This is a genomic window from Actinomycetospora termitidis (genome assembly GCF_030286555.1).
In the GTDB taxonomy this organism is placed as follows: Bacteria; Actinomycetota; Actinomycetes; order Mycobacteriales; family Pseudonocardiaceae; genus Actinomycetospora; species Actinomycetospora termitidis.
In genome coordinates, this window is sequence record NZ_JASVWF010000004.1 from 227,370 (window position 1) to 244,885 (window position 17,516).

The following is a 17,516-nucleotide window of genomic DNA, read 5'->3' on the forward strand; positions in this document are numbered from 1 at the left end:
CACCGACCCCGCCGGTGAGCCACGAGAGGACGCAGGACAGCAATGACTGAGACGATCGAGTTCCAGGCCGAGGCCCGTCAGCTGCTGCAGCTGATGATCCACTCGATCTACTCCGACAAGGACGTGTTCCTGCGGGAGCTGATCTCCAACGCCTCGGACGCGCTGGACAAGCTGCGCATGGAGTCCTACCGGGACAAGGACCTCGGGGTCGACACCTCCGACCTGCACGTCGAGCTGCGCACCGATTCCGCCGCGCGCACGATCACGATCGCCGACAACGGCATCGGCATGAGCCGCGACGACGTGGTGACGCTGATCGGGACCATCGCGAAGTCGGGGACGGCGGAGACCCTCGCGAAGCTGCGCGAGGCCCAGGCGTCGGGCAGCGAGGAGGTCACCGCGGAGCTGATCGGGCAGTTCGGGATCGGCTTCTACTCCAGCTTCATGGTGGCCGACCGGGTGGAGATGACCACGCGTCGCGCCGGTACCGACGGCGGCGTGCACTGGGAGTCGGCGGGGGAGGGCACCTACGAGCTCTCCGAGGTGGCCGACGCCCCGCAGGGCACCAGCATCACCGTGCACCTCAAGGCGGAGGACGCCGAGGACAACCTGCACGACTACGCGGATCCCGCCGTCGTGAAGCGCATCGTCAAGCGCTACTCGGACTTCATCACCTGGCCGATCCTGCTCAACCCGACCGCGGACGGCGCCGTCGTCGAGGGGGCCGAGGAGGAGGACTCCGAGCAGGAGGCCTCGAACGAGCCGATCAACTCCCGCAAGGCGCTGTGGGCGCGGCCGCGCTCCGAGGTCAGCGACGAGGAGTACGCCGAGTTCTACCGCCACGTCTCGCACGACTGGCAGGAGCCGCTCGAGACGATGCGGTTCACCGGCGAGGGCACCTTCGAGTACCAGGCACTGCTCTTCCTCCCCGCGCACGCGCCGATGGACCTGTACTACCGCGACGCGAAGCGCGGCGTGCAGCTCTACGTCAAGCGCGTCTTCGTCATGGAGGACTGCGAGGCGCTCGTCCCGGAGTACCTGCGGTTCGTGAAGGGCGTCGTCGACGCCCAGGACCTCTCGCTCAACGTCTCCCGCGAGATCCTCCAGCAGGATCGCCAGATCCAGCTGATCCGCAAGCGCCTGGTCAAGCGCGTGCTGCAGACGATCACGGCGCTGCGCGGGGAGGACGCCGAGAAGTACGACACCTTCTGGCGCGAGTGCGGGCGGGCGCTCAAGGAGGGTCTGCTCTCCGACCAGGACAACACCCAGGCGATCCTCGAGGCGTCCAGCTTCGCCTCGACGCACGACCCGGAGAAGCTCACCACCCTGGCCGACTACGTCGCGCGGATGCCCGAGGGTCAGGAGTCCATCTACTACGTCACCGGCGAGTCCCGGGCCGCCGTGGAGAACTCCCCGCACATCGAGGCGTTCCGGGCCAAGGGCTACGAGGTCCTGCTGCTGACCGACCAGGTCGACGAGGTCTGGGTCGGCATGGTCCCGTCGTACGGCGCCGGCGACGACGCGAAGCCCTTCGCCTCCATTGCCCAGGGCGACGTCGACCTCGCCGACGACGCCGAGAAGCCCGAGGGCTTCGACGACCTGCTCTCCTGGATGACGACGACGCTGGCCGACGACGTCTCCGAGGTCCGGCTCTCCACCCGCCTGACGACGAGCCCCGCGTGCCTGGTGGGCGAGGTCGGTGGGCTCCCGCCGCAGCTCGAGCAGATGATGCGCTCGATGGGGCAGGAGATCCCGGTGCAGAAGCGGGCGCTCGAGCTGAACCCGAAGCACCCGCTGGTGGAGAACCTGAAGGCCGCCCACGAGGCCCGGCCCGAGGACGCCGGTGTCGCCGAGACGGCGTCGTTGCTGCACGACATGGCCCTGCTCGCGGAGGGCGGCGAGCTCAAGGAGCCGTCGGCCTTCGTCGGCAAGCTCGCGCAGCGGCTCGCCGCCACGCTCTGACGGAATAGCGGGCGCCTCGCCCTAGTTGACGCTTCAACAAGCACCGACCTGGGAGGTACGTGCCGTGCACATCGGCGTCGACAGCTTCGTCGCGAAGGTCACCGACCCGGACACCGAGCAGGTGGTCGGGCCGGTGGAGCGGTTCGCACACCTGCTCGAGGAGATCGAGACCGCCGACCGGGCGGGGCTGTACTCCTACGGCATCGGGGAGCACCACCGCAGCGAGTACTACGACGCCGCGCCCGCCGTGATCCTGGCGGCGGCCGCGGCGCGCACGCAGAACATCCGGATGCGGTCCGCGGTCACGGTGCTCTCCGCGGCCGACCCGGTGCGGGTCTGGCAGGAGTACGCCACGGTCGACCTGATCTCGGGCGGCCGGGTGGAACTCGTCGTCGGGCGTGGCTCCTTCACCGAGGCGTTCCCGCTGTTCGGGCTGGCGTTCTCCGACTACGACGAACTCTTCACCTCGAAGCTCGACCTGTTGCTGAAGATCCGTGACAGCGAGCGGGTCACCTGGTCCGGGCCGCACCGGCCCGCCCTGAACGACCAGCCCGTCTACCCGCGCCCGGCGCAGGACCCGTTCCCGATCTGGGTCGGCGTCGGCGGGTCGCCGGAGTCGTTCTACCGGGCCGGCGCGCTCGGGCTGCCGCTGATGGTGGCGATCATCGGTGGGGCCCCGGCGCAGTTCGCCCCGCTGATCGACCTCTACCGCCGGGCCGGCGCCGAGGCCGGGCACTCGCCCGAGCAGCTGAAGGTCGGGCTGCACGTCTTCGGGTTCCTCGGCGACGACGTCGCGCAGGCGACGAACGCGTTCTACCCCGGCTGGGAGGCGATGTTCACCCAGATCGCCCGGGAGCGCGGGGGCATGCCGCCGTCGCGCCGGCAGTTCGACGCGACCCGCGGCCCGGACGGCGCCTACTTCGTGGGCGACCCGGACATGATCGTCGACAAGGCGACGCGCGTGGCGGAGCAGCTCGGTGGGGTGGACCGGATCAACCTGCAGATGACGAACCCGCGGTTGCGCCACGCGGACCTGCTGCACTCCATCGAGCTGCTGGGGGAGGCCGCGCCGAAGCTCGCCGACGTGTGAGTGGAACCGTGGGAGGATCGGGCGCCTCGGAAGGAGTGTGATGACCATGCAACCGACCCGGCCCGATCACCTCCTGAGCCTCGACGAGTGGATCGCGCTCCCGGAGACGTCGGAGTGGCGGTTCGAGCTCGCCGAGGGAGTCCTCGTCGTGGCGGCCCGCCCGATCCGTCGACACCAGAAACTGATCATGCGCCTCGGCGCGCAGCTGGAGGAGCGGGCCGAGGGGCGCTTCTCGGTGACTCCTGAGTTCGAACTCGTCGTCGATCCCGGGTCCGCGGCCACCGTCCGCGTGCCCGATCTCGTCCTCGGACCACCGGACCTGCCCGACGAGACCCCCCGCCTGGTCGGGTCCGACGCGGTGGCGGCGATCGAGGTCCTCTCGCCGGGGTCCCGCCGGCTGGACCGCATCCTGAAGCACTCGGAGTACGCCGAGTGCGGTGTGCCGTTCTACCTGCTCGTCGAGCCGGGGCCACCGGTGACGGTCACGGAGTTCCGGTCGGTCGGGGACGCCTACGAGCTGGTGGCCGAGCACCGCGGGAGCGCGCCGCTGCAGATCGGCGTGACGCTCGATCTCGACGCCCTCGGCTGACGCCGCTTGTGATCAGATGGCGCCATGGATCCCACGGCGCTCCCGCCCGGCTTCGCCGACCAGCTCGCCGACTTCCAGGCCCGCGCGGCGGACCCGGTGACCCCGAAGGTCGCGGCATCGACGATCCTGCTCCGTCCCGGAGCGACGGGGGTCGAGGTCTTCCTGATGCGCCGCCGGACCCAGATGGCGTTCGCGGGCGGGATGGTCGTCTTCCCGGGCGGCGGGGTCGACCCGCGCGACACCAGCGACGAGGTCGCGTGGGCGGGCCCCTCCCCGGAGGTCTGGGCCGAGCGCCTCGGGCTGGGGGTCGACGAGGCCCGCGCGGTCGTGTGCGCCGCGGTGCGGGAGACGTTCGAGGAGTCGGGCGTCCTCCTCGCGGGTCCCGACGACGGGTCCGTGGTCCCGTCCACGTCCGGCGAGGAGTGGGCCGAGGCGCGACGGGCCCTGGAGGCCCGGGAGATCGCGTTCAGCGACCTGCTGCGCGACCGCGGCCTGGTGCTCCGCACCGACCTGCTGCGCGGCTGGACCTGCTGGATCACCCCGGAGTTCGAGCCGCGCCGCTACCGGACCTTCTTCTTCGTGACGGCGAGCCCCGAGGGCCAGGAGGCGGCCGGCGTCTCCACCGAGTCCGACGCCGCGGCGTGGATGGGCGTCGACGACGCCCTCGCGGCGGCGGGGGAGACCGTGATGGTGCTGCCGCCGCAGTACTGCACGTTCCTGGAGCTCGCGCAGTACGGCACCGTCGCGCAGATCCTCGCGGCGGCCGACCGTCCGATCCCGGAGCCGGTCATTCCGGGCCTGGAACCGGACGGGTCGGCGCTGACGCTGCCCGGGCACTACCTGGAGCTGAACGCCTCGCGGTGAGGCCGCCCGTCACCAGGTGACGGGCAGCGCCTCCACGCCGTGGATCAGGTTCTCGTGGCGGAACTCGACGGCGTCGGGGTCCGTCGCGAGCGCCAGCCCGGGGAAGCGGCGCAGGATCGCTTGGAACGCGATCCGCAGCTCGATGCGCGCCAGCGGCGCCCCCAGGCAGTGGTGGATGCCGTAGCCGAAGGCGACGTGCGGGAGCGGGTCGCGACGCACGTCGAGGTGGTCCAGGCCCTCGCCGAGCGCGGGGTCGCGATTCGCGGCGCACAGCGAGGCGGTGACGACGGTGCCCGCGGAGATCACGTGCGGGCCGACCTCGACGTCCTGCGTCGCGGCCCGCGGGAAGCCCGCGGACACCGGCGTGACGTGCCGCAGCATCTCCTCGACCGCCCGGGACGTCGCGGCGTCGTCGTCCAGTGCGGCGCGCATCGCCGCCATCTGCTCGGGGTCGCGCAGCAGCTCGTACGTCCCGAGGGCGATCACGTTGGACGTCGTCTCGTGGCCCGCGACGAGCAGCAGGTTCGCGAGCCCGACCATCTCGTCGTCGTCGATCCCGCCCTCGGCCGCGGGCCGGTCGCCGTGCTCCCGGACGAGCAGGCCGAGGAGGTCCTCGCCCGGGTCGCGGCGGGCCCGCGCGACGAGCGAGGCCATGTACTCGCGGGACTCCGCGAACAGCCGCGTCCGCTCCTCCACGGAGAGGTCGGAGCGCAGCGTGCGCTCCGCCCGCTCCTGGAACCCGTCCCGGTCCTCGTAGGGCACGCCCAGCAGCTCGCAGATGACCAGGGACGGCACCGGGAGCGCGAAGTCGGCGACCAGGTCGGCGGGCGGGCCGCCGGCCGCCATCGCCTCCAGGGCGTCGTCGACGATCGCGACCACCCGCGGCTCGAGGGCCTTCATCGCGCGCACCGTGAACCGCCCGGTGAGCATCCGCCGCAGGCGCGTGTGGACCGGCGGGTCGAGCGCGAGCAGCATCCCGGCGCGTCGGCGCGCCATCTCGTCGGCGTCCAGCCCGCCGGGCGGCAGCGGCAGCCCGTCGAACCCGAACGCCGGGTCGCCGTGCACCGTGCGCGCCTCCGCGTAGCCGGCGACCAGGGTCGCGGTGTGCCCGACCAGGGTGGTCACCGGACAGGTGCCGTGCGCCTCGCGCACCGACGTCACCTCCGGGGCGGGGTCCAGGCCGTCGCGACGGAGGCCGAGCCGCGGCGGGACGTCCGTCGTCTGATCGGTGCTCATGCCAACGACCATGCCCCACCGGCCTCGTGAAGTCGATCGAGACCGTCGGGGGTCGCTGGTAGGGATGCCGGCATGGCCGACTTCGTCCTCGGGGACCGTCCCGACCCGCCGATCGCCGCCGGGGAGGTGGAGACGCTCCTCGGCTTCCTGGAGTTCCAGCGCGCCACCCTGGCCTGGAAGTGCGCGGGCCTCGACGCGGACGGTCTGGCCGCCACGGTCGGCGGTTCGTCCCTGACCCTCGGCGGGCTGCTCGCCCACCTCGCGCACGTCGAGGACGGCTGGTTCACCGAGGACTTCGCGGGGCGTCCGGCGGCCGCCTGGAACCCGTGGACCTGGGCCGTGGGTCGCGGACCCGACGAGCTGCGCGCGGAGTGGGAGGCGGCGGTCGATCGATCCCGGGCAGTCGTCGCCGCGGCCCTGGGCGGGCCGGGGCTGGACGCGGTCGCGCGCGACCCGAAGCCGCCGGACCGCCCCGTGACCCTGCGCTGGATCGTCGTGCACATGATCGAGGAGTACGCCCGCCACAACGGCCACGCCGATCTCCTGCGCGAGGCGGTCGACGGTGCGACGGGGGAGTGACGCCGACGCCTCAGCGGCCGGCCAGCAGGCGCCCGTAGGCCCGCACGGCGTCGTCGATCCTCGCGACCGAGCAGGTCTCGTCGGTGACGTGGGCCTGGTCGGGGTCGCCGGGGCCGGAGACGATCGTGGCGGCCCCGCCGAGGGCACCGGCCAGGACCGCGGCGTCGGTGAAGTAGGTGGCGTAGCCGGGGGTGGCGCCGTCGGCGAGCAGGCGGCAGGCCCGGCCCACGGTCGCGGGGTCGGTGTCGACGACGGGGAGGTCCACCAGTCGCTCGATCACGACGCCGTCGCCGACCAGGCCGGCCACCGTGGACTCCACGGTGTCGGCGTCGGCGCCGGGCACGAGGCGCAGGTCGACGCGGGCCTCGGCGTGGTCGGGGACCAGGTTCGGCTGCAGGCCGGCGTGGAAGGTGCCGACGTTGACGGTCGTCGGCCCGTGGGTGTCGCTCGCGGGCCAGTCCTCGTGGGCGTGCACGGCCAGGGCGGCGCGGGCGAGGTCGACGAGGGCGTTGTGTCCGAGCTCGGGCCGCGAGCCGTGGGCGGAGACGCCGCGCGCGGTCAGCCGCAGCCACAGCGCGCCCTTGTGCCCGAGCAGGGGCCGGTTGCCGGTCATCTCGCCCACGACGAGCAGCGGCGACGGCGCGAGCAGCGTCCGGTCGAGCGCGCGGGCGCCGTCGCAGCCGGTCTCCTCGCCGAACGTGAACACGACCTGGAGGTCGCCGCCCCCGGCGCGCGCGTGAGCTACGGCGGCCTCGACCATGGCCGCGACACCGGCCTTCATGTCGCTGGCGCCGCGTCCACGCAGCCGCCCGTCGACCAGATCGCCCGCCAACGGGTCGAACGACCACGCGTCGTCGTCGGCCGGGACGGTGTCGAGGTGCCCGCTGAGCGTGGTCGCGACGGACCGGTCCGCGCCGGTCGCGTCGCGGGTGCGCGCGACGAGGTTCGCCCGGCCCGGCTCCGGCTCGTCGAGGTGCACCCGCAGCCCGGCGTCGGTGAGCCGCCCGGCGACGAGGTCGGCCGCGACGCGTTCCCCGCCGCCGCGGGTGTCCAGGCGGACGAGGTCGCACGCGAGGTCGAGCGCGTCGCCCACGGGTCAGCGACCGCGGAAGACCGGGGAGCGCTTCTCCAGGAACGCGGCGCGCCCCTCGGTGAAGTCCTCGGTCTCGAACATGGCGACCTGCGCGGTCTCCTCGGCGTGCAGGGTCTGCGCCAGGGTCGCCGGCGGGTCGGCGAGGATCCGCTTGGTCGCGGCCAGGGCGAGCGGCGCGGCCTCCGCCATCTCCTTCGCGCGGTCGATCGCCACCGCGAGGGCGGACCCGTCGTCGACCAGCTCGTCGACCAGCCCGAGGCGGTGGGCCTCGTCGGCGTCGATGATGTTCCCGCGCAGCAGCAGGCGGCGGGCCGGGCCGGCGCCGACCTTGCGCGGGAGGGTCCAGAACAGCCCGGAGTCGGCCACGAGCCCGATCCGCCCGAAGATCGCGCCGTACCGGGAGCCGCGCGCGGCGACCACGTAGTCGCACGCCGCGACCACCGAGGTGCCGGCGCCCACCGCGGCGCCCTCGACCGCGGCGACGACCGGCAGCGGCCCCTCCACCAGCAGGGAGATCACATCGGCCACGAGGTGCAGCCGGTCGCGGGCGTCGGCGCGGTCGCCCTGCGGCATGGAGGAGATGTCGCCGCCGGAGCTGAAGTGCTTCCCGGCGCCGGTGACGACGAGGGCCCGGCAGGTCTCGTCGGCGTGCGCGGCCTCCAGCGCGGCCCGCAGCTCACGGCGCAGCGGCACCGTGATCGCGTTCCGGCGCTCGGGCACGTCGAAGGTCAGGACCCGCACCGGCCCGTCGTCGTGAACCTGCAGGGGGCCGGTCATCGGCGCGCCTCCTCGTCGGCGGTGGAGGAGTGCCGGCGGTCCTGCTCGGCACGCCAGTCGGCCAGGGTCGTCCCGAAGCGTTCCAGGACGGCGTCGCGCAGGCTCTCGTCCTCGCGGGGCACGGGTTCGAGGAAGACCTGGTCGAGGTCGGTGAAGCGGGCGCGCAGCTCCTCGTCGAGCCGGACGCACGCGCGCTCGAGGTCGCCGACGGTGAGGTGGTCCTTGAAGTCGACCCGCGCGCAGAGCAGGACGCTGTCCGTGCCGGTCAGCATGGTCTGCAGGTCGACGACCGCGGTGACCTCGGGGGCTGCGGACAGCTGGTCGTAGATCGCGGCGGTCACCCGGGGCTCCGCGGCGCGTCCGATCAGGAGGTTCTTGTTGGTGCGACCGAGGATGAAGGCGACGACGGCCAGCAGCACACCGATCATGATCGAGGCGATGCCGTCCCACACCGACGAGCCGGTCTGCTGGTGCAGCACCACTCCGACCGCCGCGAAGGCGAGGCCCAGCAGCGCCGCGGTGTCCTCGAACAGGACGCTCTTGACGGTGGGGTCGTCGGAGAGGCGCAGGTAGCGGCTCAGCGAGAGCCGCAGCTCGCGCTTCTCGTGCAGCACCTGGCGCAGCGCCTGCTGCCAGGAGATGCCCTCGATGACCGCCGAGAGCGCGAGCACCGAGTAGGCGACCCAGGCGAACTGCTCCTCGGCCGGGTCGGGGGCGTTCTCGATGATCGTCGTGATGCCCTCGTAGACCGAGTACGTCGCCCCGACGACGAACACCGAGACCGAGGCGATCATCGCCCAGAAGAACCGCTCCTTGCCGTAGCCGAAGGGGTGCACCCGGTCGGCCTGCTTGCCGGAGCGGCGCAGGGCGGTGAACAGCAGCACCTCGGTGACGCAGTCGGCGGCGCTGTGCGCGGCCTCCGCGAGCATCGCCGAGGAGCCCGTGAGGAGCCCGGCGATCAGCTTGAGCACACCGACCGCCGCGTTGGCGGCGAACGCCAGCACGACGGAGAGCGTGCTCTGCCCGGACGCCGAGTCCTGGGCCTCGCGGCCCTCGTCGGTGGGGTCGTCCGGCGAGTGCTCGGCGGCGGCCCGGTCGGTGGCGGTCATGTCCCTCGGGGATTCCTTCCTCATGCCAACGACCCCTGCTCTACCCGCCCGACGTCACCTTCACCCGTCGTCGGGACCCCGTCCACGGCCATGTGATCAACGCCCACACGAGGAGCACGACGGCGGCCTCGACGAACAGGTAGACCGGCCACGGCCCGAACAGGTCGAGCACCGAGGCGGCGTCGGGCTTGCGGTCGAGATACCCGTAGTTCGCACCCGAGAGCTGGTTCGCGACCTGGGCGACGACGGCCCAGACCAGGGTCGCGACGACGGTCCGGCGGTAGTCCGCCCAGCCCGGCCGCCGACCCCGACCCCACGTGAGCAGCACGGCCGCCCAGATCGGCAGGACGTGGGCGGCGAAGAACGCGAGGAAGCTCGGCGCCGGGAAGTCCGGGCCGCCGAGCGCGGGAGTGGCGAGCGCCTGCACCGTCAGGGTGAGGGCCCAGTAGTAGGTCATGCCGTACGCCCACTGGGCCCGCGACCAGAGCGCCCAGGCGGCGACGTAGGGCACCAGGTCGGAGAGCCAGAGCGGCAGCGTCTGCCCCGCCCGGCCCGGCTCGAAGGCGTAGATCTGGTACGCGACCGTGGTGAGGACCAGCACCACGGCCAGGGCCCGCGCGGTGTTCCCGACGACGGGTGCGGGGGCGCGGCGGCCGAGCGGCACCAGGGCGGCGGCCCCGAGGACCGCGACGATCACGACGACGACGTGCGAGGTCCCCCAGGGGACGAAGGGCACGTCGGCGTGCACGCGGTCATGCTCCCACCGCCCTCCTCCTCCGGCGTGAGGGGACCCCTCGGGCCACAAGAGCGCTCGGATCCTCCCCTCGCGAGCGGGCGAGTGCCCACGCCGCGAACGGGATCGCGCCGGCCCCGAGCGTCAGGTCCGCCTGCCAGACGCTGCCGGTGACCAGCAGCCAGAACCCGGCCGACAGCACCGTCGGCGCGACCAGCACCGCGGCGGCGCACCACCCGAGGGCCGCGTCGCTCGTCGGGCGCAGCCGCACCAGGAGGGCGACCAGCAGGCCCAGCGCCGCGAGCGCGATCACGACGATCCCGAGGTGCAGCCCGCGTTCTCCGGTGACCTTCGCGCCGACGTGCAGCGGGGAGAAGCGCTCGGCGCCCCCGAGGAGGAAGGGGACGATCAGCGCCGCCCACGTCAGCGCCGCCACGCCGCCCACGAGCAACCCGTGGCGGACCGAAACACCTCCCTCGTCTGGCAGCGAAGCGTCGTTGCTGGCACTGGGTGCAAGCAACGACGCTTTGCTGCCATCCCCGGCCCGCAGCGCCACCCCGACGGCGACGATCACGACGACGAGCGCCAGGTGCGGCCGGGTGCAGGTCGCGACGCCCAGGGCGACCGCACCCGCCGTCAGGAACGGGATCGAGCGGGCGCGCAGGACCCACGCCGCCGCGGCGACGGCGGGCACGACGCTGGTGACGAGGTCATCGCCGACGAGGTACTCCCGCAGCACCTCCGGCGTGATCACGACGAGCACCCAGAGCAGGGTCGGGACCCGGCGCAGCCGCCACCCGCCGTTCAGCACCGGCAGCAGCGCGAGCGTCCACGCGACGTTCTGCCCGGCCGCGTGCCCGGTGACCGCCCAGAACGGCGCGGCGAGGACCAGCGAACCGGGCAGCGGGGTGATCGGGTTCCCGAGGTAGGTCACCCCGGTCCAGGGGTACAGCCCGCCGGCGAGGCGGGAGAGCGCGACGTCCAGCGCGTCGGCCCGGTCGCTGCCGACGCCGGGCACCCACGACGGCGGGCCGACGACGAAGGCCGCCACCAGGCCGACGGCGACGACCGCGACCAGGCCCGGGAGCACCCACCTCGGCACGCGCACGTGCGGCACCGCGAGGGCGGCCGCACCGAGGAGCACGTAGACGGCGACGACCGCCGGGGGACCGCCGAGCTCCATCGCCGGGAACGTCGACACGACGGCGAGGACGGCGCCGAGCGCCAGGGCACCCGGTGTCATCGGCGTCGCGCGCCGCGGCGGGGCGGGCGGCGGCGGTCGGCCTTCGGCTGCGGCGCCGCCTCGCGACGCGGCGTGCGGGAGCTGTTGACCGTGCGGCCGCGGACGATGCCGATCAGCTCCTCCATCTCGTCGCTGTTCTCGGCGTCGGGCCAGGTGAGCGCCACGGTCGACGTCGGGGCGTCGGTCAGCGCCCGGTGGGTGAGGTCGCGGCGGTGGTGCAGGCGGGCCAGCGAGAGGGGGAGGACCAGCAGACCGACGCCGGCGGCGACGAGCTCGATCGCGTCGGCGGTGGTGGCGGGGTCGGACACGGCGGCGCGGCCCGGACGGCCGTCGGCCCAGTCCAGGGTGTCGTCCTGCGGGTGCTGGACGACCTCGTCGGCGAGGTCGTCGAGGGTGGCCTCCTCGGCCACTGTGATCACGTGGTCCTTCGGGACGACGACCACGGTGGTCTCGGTGTAGAGCGGGATCGCGTGCAGCCCGTCGCGGTCGATCGGCAGCCGGACCAGCCCGGCGTCCAGCTCCGTGGCACGGACCCCGGCCACCACCTCGTCCGTCGGGGCCTGTTCCAACTCGAGGGCGACCCCGGGGAGGCGTTCGGCCCACATCCGCGCCCACTTGTCCGGGGTGACGCCCGCGACGAAGCCGAGCCGGAAGGTCGCGCTCTGGCCGGTCACCCGTGCAGGTTATCGACCCGCCCCTGCTCGATATCGTGGGCGCATGAGCCGCCAGACGCAGACGATGAAGCCCGCGACGACGGCGAAGAAGCTCGGCGTCCTGCTCGAGGCGACCCCCGCGGACTTCCGGGAGGGCGTCGTCTCCCGCGAGGAGCTGGACGCCCTGCAGGCCGAGCCGCCGGAGTGGCTGCGCGACCTGCGCCGCGACGGCCCGCACCCGCGACCCGTCGTCGCGGACCGGCTCGGGGTGTCGATCTCGGGCCTGGCCCGCGCGGAGATCACCGAGCCCCTGACCACCGAGCAGATCACGGCGATCAAGGACGAGCAGCCGGAGTGGCTGCGCCACGAGCGGAACCTGCGCGCCGAGACCCAGCGCGAGGAGGCCCGGCTGCGGGCGGAGAAGTCGGACAAGGCAGTGACGGCCGGGAAGTCGGGGCGTTCGGGGAGCCGGCCCGCGCGGTGACCGGCCCGCCGTCCGGCCGCGCCCGCGCCCTGACGGCGGGGGGCGCGGGCCTGGCCGCCGTCGCGATGGTGCTGGTCGCGCTGGGTTCACGCGGGGTCGAGGACAACGGCGACGGGTTCCGGCTGATCTGCGGCGAGGGCCTCGTGCCGCGGACGGTCGACGGGATCGCGTCGTGGAAGGGCGGGGTCGTCACCGACTTCGCGCTCGCGTCCGCGCCGACGTGCGCCGAGTCGGCCCCGTCCTCGGCGCGCCTGGTGCTCCGGGCGGCGGCCCTGCTGTCGGACGACACGCTGGACCTGCGCACCGTCGGGCTGATCTACGCCCTCCTCGTGGGGCTGGTGGTCGGTGTCGCCGCGTGGGCGGCGACCGCGACGGGGCTGCGGCGCGCGCTCGTGCTCGTCGTGCCGGTCGCGCCCCTGGCCCTGCCGTGGTTCTCCCGGTTCTTCGTCTCCACCTACGCGGAGCCGGCCGGGCTGCTCGGCACGGTCGCGGTCGGGTGCGGCCTCGGGGCGTTCCTCGCGGCGCGCCACGCGGGGCCGGCTGACCGCGCGACGGCCCTTGCCCTGGTGGCGGTCGGCGGGCTGGTCGCCGGGACGGCGAAGCCGGCCTACCTGCCGGTCCTGGCGGTGACGGTCGCCGTCGTCGCAGTCGGGTCGCGTTCCCTGGTGCGTCGGGGGCGACTCCGGACACCGGTCGTCGTGGTCGCGGTCCTGGTGGGGGTCGCCGCGGTACCCGTCGGAGCCGCGCTGCGCTTCCAGTCGCTCGCCTACGAGAGCGCGAACGTGCACGACCTCGTCTTCACGCTCGTGCTGCCCGAGCTCGGGCCAGGAGCCACCGCCGACCTGGGCCTGCCTGGAGAAGCCGCCGCGTATACCGGCACCGGGTTCTTCAACGGGCCACCGCACCCGTCGGCGGCGTGGTGGCGGGAGGCCGTGCTGACGCAGCCGGATGCCACCCGGGCCCGGGTCCACCGGACGCTGGTGTCCGAGCCGGCGACCGTGGTCCGGGCGATCGGAGTCGGGCTGCGGGCCACCGTGCGCCCGGACCTGCCCTACCTCGCCTCCGGACCCGCCGTCGCGAACCGCCTCTCGCCGCTCGGCGGGGACCCGGGGTGGTCGGGGGCCCGACAGTCGGACTTCCGCCGGGTCCTCGACGCGGGCGGGTGGTGGCAGTGGCTGCCGGCGCTGCTCGTGGCCGCGTGCCTGGTCATCGGCTCGCGCCGGTCACCGTGGTGCCGGGCAGCGGGCCTCGTCGGCATAACGGCGCTCGGGCTCGTCGTCGCGGCGGTGTTCGGGGACGGCTACTTCGAGCTGTTCAAGCACGTCTGGCTGGCGTCGTACGTGCTGATCGTGGCTGCGCTGTGCCTGGTCGGTGCAAGCTTCTCCAACCTCGGTGGCGGTGAAGTCAGGCGATGGCGCTGATGTCGCCGTCGTCGAAGTAGATCGCTTGGTGGAGCCGACCACCGAGGGCCACCGCGTAGCGCGCCAGGACCTCCTGCCCGGAGACCTTGCCGCGCTCGATCTGGGAGACACGACCCTTCGTGACCTTCACACGATCGGCGACCTGCTGCTGGGTCAGGCCTCGGGAGCGACGCACCTCGGCCAAGCGGTGACCGACCACCTCGGCCAGCAACTCCCGCTTGCCCGCGTCCACGGCGTCCTCCCCGCCGGCGCGCTCCACGTAGTCAGACCGGATGTCCCTCCAAGCCACGTACTCGCTCATGTCTGGCGCTCCTCCTCGTCGCTCCCTCGGCCCGTGGGGCCGAGACCTCAGAGGCGCTCGACGCGGTCCGCCTGCGGGCCCCGGTCGCTCTGGCGCACCTTGTAGCGCACCCGGTCACCCTTCTCGAGCGGCTCCGACCCCACGATCACGGACACGTGGAGGAAGAGATCGTCGCCGCCCGAGTCCGGGGTGATGAAACCGAAGCCACGCTCGGCGTCGTAGCGCGCGACGACGCCCTCGCCGCCTCGTGCGGGCGCGTTCCGCGACGCCGGCTTGGCGGGCGCAGGTGCTGACCGCTGCGGCGCGGCCGGGGGCTCGGCGCTCCGGACCAGGCCCACGCCACGGGCCTGCGGACCCCGGTCTCCCTCGGCCACGTCGTAGACGACACGGTCGCCCTCCGCGAGCCACGTCAGCCCGTCGGCCAGGGCGCGGACGTGCACGAAGACGTCCCCGGCACCGGAGTCGGGGGTGATGAAGCCGAATCCCTTGTCCTCGTCGTACCAGGCCACCGTGCCGTCGGCACCGTCCGCGGTACCGGTCGCGGCGGGGCCGACCTCGGCTCCAAGCGGGATCACGTGCCCGGCCTGCGGGCCGCGCTCGCCTTCGACCACCACGAACGCCACCCGCTGCCCCTCGGCGACCACCCCGCCGGTCACGATCGCGGAGCTGTGGACGAAGACGTCGGGACCGCCGCCGTCCGGTGAGGCGAAGCCGTATCCCTTGCCCGGCTCGTACCACTTGACGGTGCCGAGCAGACCCACGGCGCCGGCGGTCGCGTCGGCGGTGACGCTGACACGGAGCGCCTGGGGCCCGCGGTCGTTCTCGCCGGTCTCGAACTCGACGGCCTGACCCTCGCGCAACACCGTCCCGTCCCCGAGGACCTCGGAGGCGTGGACGAACACGTCCGGCGAGCCGTCCTCGGGGGCGAGGAAGCCGAAACCCCGCTCCACGTCGAACCAACGGACGGTTCCCTGCGGCATCGAAGGCTCCGGTTCGAAGGGTGGACGGGCGCGCGACCCGTCGTCGGGAACGAGAAAAGGGCCGTCGGTTCGACGGCCCTTCGCGTGTGTCCGAGGGGGGACTTGAACCCCCACCCCCTACTCGGGGACTAGCACCTCAAGCTAGCGCGTCTGCCATTCCGCCACTCGGACCTGCAGGTGGAGAGCTTACGCGACAGCGCTCCCGGCGATCACACGGGGTACCCGTGCGGCTGGCAGGATGCGCCGCATGGGTCGCGCCGAGGACGAGGTCGTACAGCTCACCAGCGAGCTCATCCAGATCGACAGCTGCAACACCGGCGAGCTCGAGACGACGACGGGGGAGGCCGAGGCCGCCCGGTACGTCGACGCGTTGCTCCGCGAGGTCGGCTACGAGACCGAGATCGTCGAGTCCGGGGCGCCAGGTCGCGACAACGTGTTCTGCCGGCTCGAGGGCGCGGACCGCTCGCGGCCGGCGCTCCTGGTGCACGGCCACCTCGACGTCGTGCCCTTCAACGCCGAGGAGTGGTCGGTGCACCCACTCTCCGGCGCGGTGCAGGAGGGCTACGTCTGGGGCCGCGGCGCGGTCGACATGAAGGACATGGACGCGATGATCCTGGCGCTCGCACGCCAGTTCAAGGCGGAGGGGACGGTGCCCCCGCGCGACATCGTGTTCGCCTTCCTCGCCGACGAGGAGGCCGGCGGCGCCTACGGCTCGCACTGGCTCGCCGAGCACCGCCCGGACCTGTTCGAGGGGTGCACCGAGGCGCTCGGCGAGGTCGGCGGGTTCTCGGTGACGCTGGGCGAGGACGTGCGCGTCTACCCCGTCATGACGGCGGAGAAGTCGATCGCGTGGATGAAGCTGCGGGTCCGTTCGCGGCCCGGGCACGGCTCGATGGTCCACGACGAGAACGCCGTGACGATCCTGTCGGAGGCGGTCGCGCGGTTGGGGCGCCACCGGTTCCCGCTGACCCTGACGGAGTCCGTGCAGGGCTTCTTCGACGAGGTCACGAAGCTGACCGGGATCGAGTTCCCGACCGACTCCGCCGCGGCCCTCGACGGCGCCGTCGCGAAGCTCGGGGGGGTCGCCCGTGTGGTCGGCGCGACCACCCGCGACACCGCCAACCCGACGATGTTGCAGGCCGGCTACAAGGCCAACGTCATCCCGTCGACCGCCGAGGCGACCGTCGACTGCCGCGTGCTCCCCGGACGCCAGGAGGCCTTCGAGCGGGAGCTCGACGAGATCCTCGGGCCGGACGTCGAGCGGGAGTGGATCCGCAACCTGCCCGCCGTCGAGACCGAGTTCTCCGGCGAGCTGGTCGACTGCATCACCGCCGCGGTGCAGGCCGAGGACGGCGACGCCCGCACGCTGCCCTACATGATGTCCGGCGGCACCGACGCGAAGGCGTTCGAGCAGCTCGGGATGCGCTGCTTCGGGTTCGCGCCGCTGCGCCTGCCCCCGGACCTCGACTTCACCGCGCTCTTCCACGGCATCGACGAGCGGGTGCCGGTCGACGCGCTGCACTTCGGCGTCCGCGTCCTGGAGAGGATCCTGAAGACGTGCTGACGGAGACGAAGCGCAGCGGAGCTCGACCATGATGACGGCTCTCGTGACCGGTGGCGCCTCGGGAATCGGCGAGGCGGTGTCGCGGCGACTGGCCGCGGCGGGCGCGAAGGTGGCGGTCGTCGACCGGGACGCGGTGGCCGCGACGAAGGTCGCCGAGGAGATCTCGGGGCTCGCCGTCGCCTGCGACGTCACGTCGGAGTCGGCTCTGTCGGCCGCCTTCGCGGAGGCGGAGTCGTGGGGCGGGCGGCTCGACGTCGTGCACCTCAACGCCGGCTCGGTCGGCGGGCAGTCGGGGATCACCGACCTCGACGTCGAGGCCTACCGCCGGGTGGTCGGGGTGAACGTCGACCACGTCGTGTTCGGCCTGAACGCAGCCGTTCCGGCCCTGCGACGAGCGGGTGGCGGAACGATCATCGCGACGGCGTCCCTGGCCGGGCTCGTCCCGCTGCCCGGCGACGCGATCTACACCATGACGAAGCACGCCGTCGTCGGGTACGTCCGCTCGGCCGCCGCGACGCTGGCACCCGAGGGCATCCGGGCGATGGCGCTGTGCCCGGGCTACGCCGACACCGCGCTGATCGCCCACATGCGCGACCAGTTCGGCGACTTCCCGCTCCTGACGGCGGGTGACGTCGCCGACGCCGTCGACGCGATGCTCGACCGCGGCGAGCCGGGGGAGTGCTGGTACGTCCAGCCCGGCCGCGAGCCGGGGCCGTACGGGTTCCGCGGGGTGCCGGGCCCGCGGACCGGCGAGGCGCCGCCGTCGTTGTCCTGGGAGACGCAGCATCAAGGGGAGCACGCCGATAGGGGAGCTCGACCCTCCGATGAGGAGGGCTGA

Annotated in this window: 18 protein-coding genes and 1 tRNA gene; 9 read left to right on the forward strand and 10 right to left on the reverse strand. The window is 73.4% G+C overall.

The annotated features are described in order from the left end of the window. Window positions 1–42: 42 nt before the first annotated feature. From htpG to QRT03_RS19300, 4 genes are all read left to right on the forward strand, one after another. Window positions 43–1,962 (forward strand): molecular chaperone HtpG, encoded by a 1,920-nt coding sequence (gene htpG, locus QRT03_RS19285; RefSeq protein WP_286054641.1) that lies wholly within the window; start codon window positions 43–45, stop codon window positions 1,960–1,962. A gap of 64 nt (window positions 1,963–2,026) precedes the next feature. Further along, window positions 2,027–3,052 carry an LLM class flavin-dependent oxidoreductase gene (locus QRT03_RS19290; protein WP_286054643.1) on the forward strand — a complete coding sequence of 342 codons (1,026 nt, stop codon included), beginning with the start codon at window positions 2,027–2,029 and terminating at the stop codon, window positions 3,050–3,052. 40 nt (window positions 3,053–3,092) lie between these two features. Beyond that, a complete protein-coding gene (locus QRT03_RS19295; RefSeq protein ID WP_286054645.1) occupies window positions 3,093–3,641 on the forward strand; it encodes a Uma2 family endonuclease in 549 nt (182 codons plus the stop codon). Between the two features lie 24 nt (window positions 3,642–3,665). Continuing rightward, window positions 3,666–4,505, forward strand: coding sequence for an NUDIX hydrolase (locus tag QRT03_RS19300; RefSeq protein ID WP_286054647.1), 840 nt, complete (start codon window positions 3,666–3,668; stop codon window positions 4,503–4,505). A gap of 9 nt (window positions 4,506–4,514) precedes the next feature. Here QRT03_RS19300 and QRT03_RS19305 read toward each other — a convergent pair whose 3' ends face one another. After that, a complete protein-coding gene (locus QRT03_RS19305) occupies window positions 4,515–5,741 on the reverse strand; it encodes a cytochrome P450 (protein WP_286054648.1) in 1,227 nt (408 codons plus the stop codon). A gap of 72 nt (window positions 5,742–5,813) precedes the next feature. Between QRT03_RS19305 and QRT03_RS19310 the strand changes: the two genes are divergently transcribed. Further along, entirely contained in the window at window positions 5,814–6,320 is a 507-nt protein-coding gene (locus QRT03_RS19310; protein WP_286054649.1) for a DinB family protein, read from the forward strand. Between the two features lie 10 nt (window positions 6,321–6,330). Here the strand turns inward: QRT03_RS19310 and QRT03_RS19315 are convergent, their stop codons facing one another. From QRT03_RS19315 to QRT03_RS19340, 6 genes are read right to left on the reverse strand one after another with little or no spacing between them, the layout of a single operon-like run. Then, on the reverse strand, window positions 6,331–7,413 hold the full coding sequence (locus QRT03_RS19315; protein ID WP_286054650.1) for a M20 family metallopeptidase: 1,083 nt from the start codon (window positions 7,411–7,413) through the stop codon (window positions 6,331–6,333). A gap of 3 nt (window positions 7,414–7,416) precedes the next feature. Next, a complete protein-coding gene (locus QRT03_RS19320) occupies window positions 7,417–8,190 on the reverse strand; it encodes an enoyl-CoA hydratase/isomerase family protein (RefSeq protein WP_286054651.1) in 774 nt (257 codons plus the stop codon). Continuing rightward, window positions 8,187–9,299 carry a cation diffusion facilitator family transporter gene (locus tag QRT03_RS19325; RefSeq protein WP_286054652.1) on the reverse strand — a complete coding sequence of 371 codons (1,113 nt, stop codon included), beginning with the start codon at window positions 9,297–9,299 and terminating at the stop codon, window positions 8,187–8,189. The genes QRT03_RS19320 and QRT03_RS19325 overlap by 4 nt, the downstream gene beginning before the upstream one ends. Before the next feature lie 40 nt (window positions 9,300–9,339). Further along, entirely contained in the window at window positions 9,340–10,047 is a 708-nt protein-coding gene (locus tag QRT03_RS19330) for a YwaF family protein (protein WP_286054653.1), read from the reverse strand. A gap of 4 nt (window positions 10,048–10,051) precedes the next feature. Next, the gene (locus tag QRT03_RS19335) at window positions 10,052–11,275 is read right to left on the reverse strand and encodes a hypothetical protein (RefSeq protein WP_286054654.1); all 1,224 of its coding nucleotides are present in this window, start codon (window positions 11,273–11,275) and stop codon (window positions 10,052–10,054) included. Continuing rightward, window positions 11,272–11,949, reverse strand: a complete 678-nt coding sequence (locus QRT03_RS19340) for a LysR family substrate-binding domain-containing protein (protein ID WP_286054655.1) — start codon at window positions 11,947–11,949, stop codon at window positions 11,272–11,274. The genes QRT03_RS19335 and QRT03_RS19340 overlap by 4 nt, the downstream gene beginning before the upstream one ends. A 43-nt stretch (window positions 11,950–11,992) precedes the next feature. Between QRT03_RS19340 and QRT03_RS19345 the strand changes: the two genes are divergently transcribed. Then, the gene (locus QRT03_RS19345) at window positions 11,993–12,412 is read left to right on the forward strand and encodes a DUF5997 family protein (RefSeq protein WP_286054656.1); all 420 of its coding nucleotides are present in this window, start codon (window positions 11,993–11,995) and stop codon (window positions 12,410–12,412) included. Further along, a complete protein-coding gene (gene wsfD, locus QRT03_RS19350) occupies window positions 12,409–13,833 on the forward strand; it encodes a glycan biosynthesis hexose transferase WsfD (RefSeq protein WP_286054657.1) in 1,425 nt (474 codons plus the stop codon). The genes QRT03_RS19345 and wsfD overlap by 4 nt, the downstream gene beginning before the upstream one ends. On the opposite strand, the gene QRT03_RS19355 is transcribed toward wsfD, so the two are convergent. The 3 genes from QRT03_RS19355 to QRT03_RS19375 form a co-directional block, all read right to left on the reverse strand. After that, window positions 13,817–14,134, reverse strand: coding sequence for a helix-turn-helix domain-containing protein (locus QRT03_RS19355; protein WP_286054658.1), 318 nt, complete (start codon window positions 14,132–14,134; stop codon window positions 13,817–13,819). The genes wsfD and QRT03_RS19355 overlap by 17 nt on opposite strands. Window positions 14,135–14,181: 47 nt before the next feature. Further along, window positions 14,182–15,114 (reverse strand): cold-shock protein, encoded by a 933-nt coding sequence (locus QRT03_RS32090; RefSeq protein ID WP_345783266.1) that lies wholly within the window; start codon window positions 15,112–15,114, stop codon window positions 14,182–14,184. Between the two features lie 87 nt (window positions 15,115–15,201). After that, window positions 15,202–15,285: transfer RNA gene (locus QRT03_RS19375), tRNA-Leu, on the reverse strand. Window positions 15,286–15,361: 76 nt separating this feature from the next. On the opposite strand from QRT03_RS19375, the gene QRT03_RS19380 reads away from it, so the two are divergent. Beyond that, on the forward strand, window positions 15,362–16,678 hold the full coding sequence (locus QRT03_RS19380; RefSeq protein ID WP_286054659.1) for a M20/M25/M40 family metallo-hydrolase: 1,317 nt from the start codon (window positions 15,362–15,364) through the stop codon (window positions 16,676–16,678). Window positions 16,679–16,709: 31 nt separating this feature from the next. Next, entirely contained in the window at window positions 16,710–17,516 is an 807-nt protein-coding gene (locus QRT03_RS19385) for an SDR family oxidoreductase (protein ID WP_286054660.1), read from the forward strand.

What these genes read in the sequence shown, in the direction of transcription:
- htpG (WP_286054641.1), top strand. Translation starts at nt 43, where the DNA reads ATGACTGAGACGATCGAGTTCCAGGCCGAGGCCCGTCAGCTGCTGCAG.
- QRT03_RS19295 (WP_286054645.1), top strand. Translation starts at nt 3,093, where the DNA reads ATGACCATGCAACCGACCCGGCCCGATCACCTCCTGAGCCTCGACGAG.
- QRT03_RS19300 (WP_286054647.1), top strand. Translation starts at nt 3,666, where the DNA reads ATGGATCCCACGGCGCTCCCGCCCGGCTTCGCCGACCAGCTCGCCGAC.
- QRT03_RS19305 (WP_286054648.1), bottom strand. Translation starts at nt 5,741, where the DNA reads ATGAGCACCGATCAGACGACGGACGTCCCGCCGCGGCTCGGCCTCCGT.
- QRT03_RS19310 (WP_286054649.1), top strand. Translation starts at nt 5,814, where the DNA reads ATGGCCGACTTCGTCCTCGGGGACCGTCCCGACCCGCCGATCGCCGCC.
- QRT03_RS19320 (WP_286054651.1), bottom strand. Translation starts at nt 8,190, where the DNA reads ATGACCGGCCCCCTGCAGGTTCACGACGACGGGCCGGTGCGGGTCCTG.
- QRT03_RS19325 (WP_286054652.1), bottom strand. Translation starts at nt 9,299, where the DNA reads ATGACCGCCACCGACCGGGCCGCCGCCGAGCACTCGCCGGACGACCCC.
- QRT03_RS19335 (WP_286054654.1), bottom strand. Translation starts at nt 11,275, where the DNA reads ATGACACCGGGTGCCCTGGCGCTCGGCGCCGTCCTCGCCGTCGTGTCG.
- QRT03_RS19345 (WP_286054656.1), top strand. Translation starts at nt 11,993, where the DNA reads ATGAGCCGCCAGACGCAGACGATGAAGCCCGCGACGACGGCGAAGAAG.
- QRT03_RS19355 (WP_286054658.1), bottom strand. Translation starts at nt 14,134, where the DNA reads ATGAGCGAGTACGTGGCTTGGAGGGACATCCGGTCTGACTACGTGGAG.
- QRT03_RS32090 (WP_345783266.1), bottom strand. Translation starts at nt 15,114, where the DNA reads ATGCCGCAGGGAACCGTCCGTTGGTTCGACGTGGAGCGGGGTTTCGGC.
- QRT03_RS19380 (WP_286054659.1), top strand. Translation starts at nt 15,362, where the DNA reads ATGGGTCGCGCCGAGGACGAGGTCGTACAGCTCACCAGCGAGCTCATC.
- QRT03_RS19385 (WP_286054660.1), top strand. Translation starts at nt 16,710, where the DNA reads ATGACGGCTCTCGTGACCGGTGGCGCCTCGGGAATCGGCGAGGCGGTG.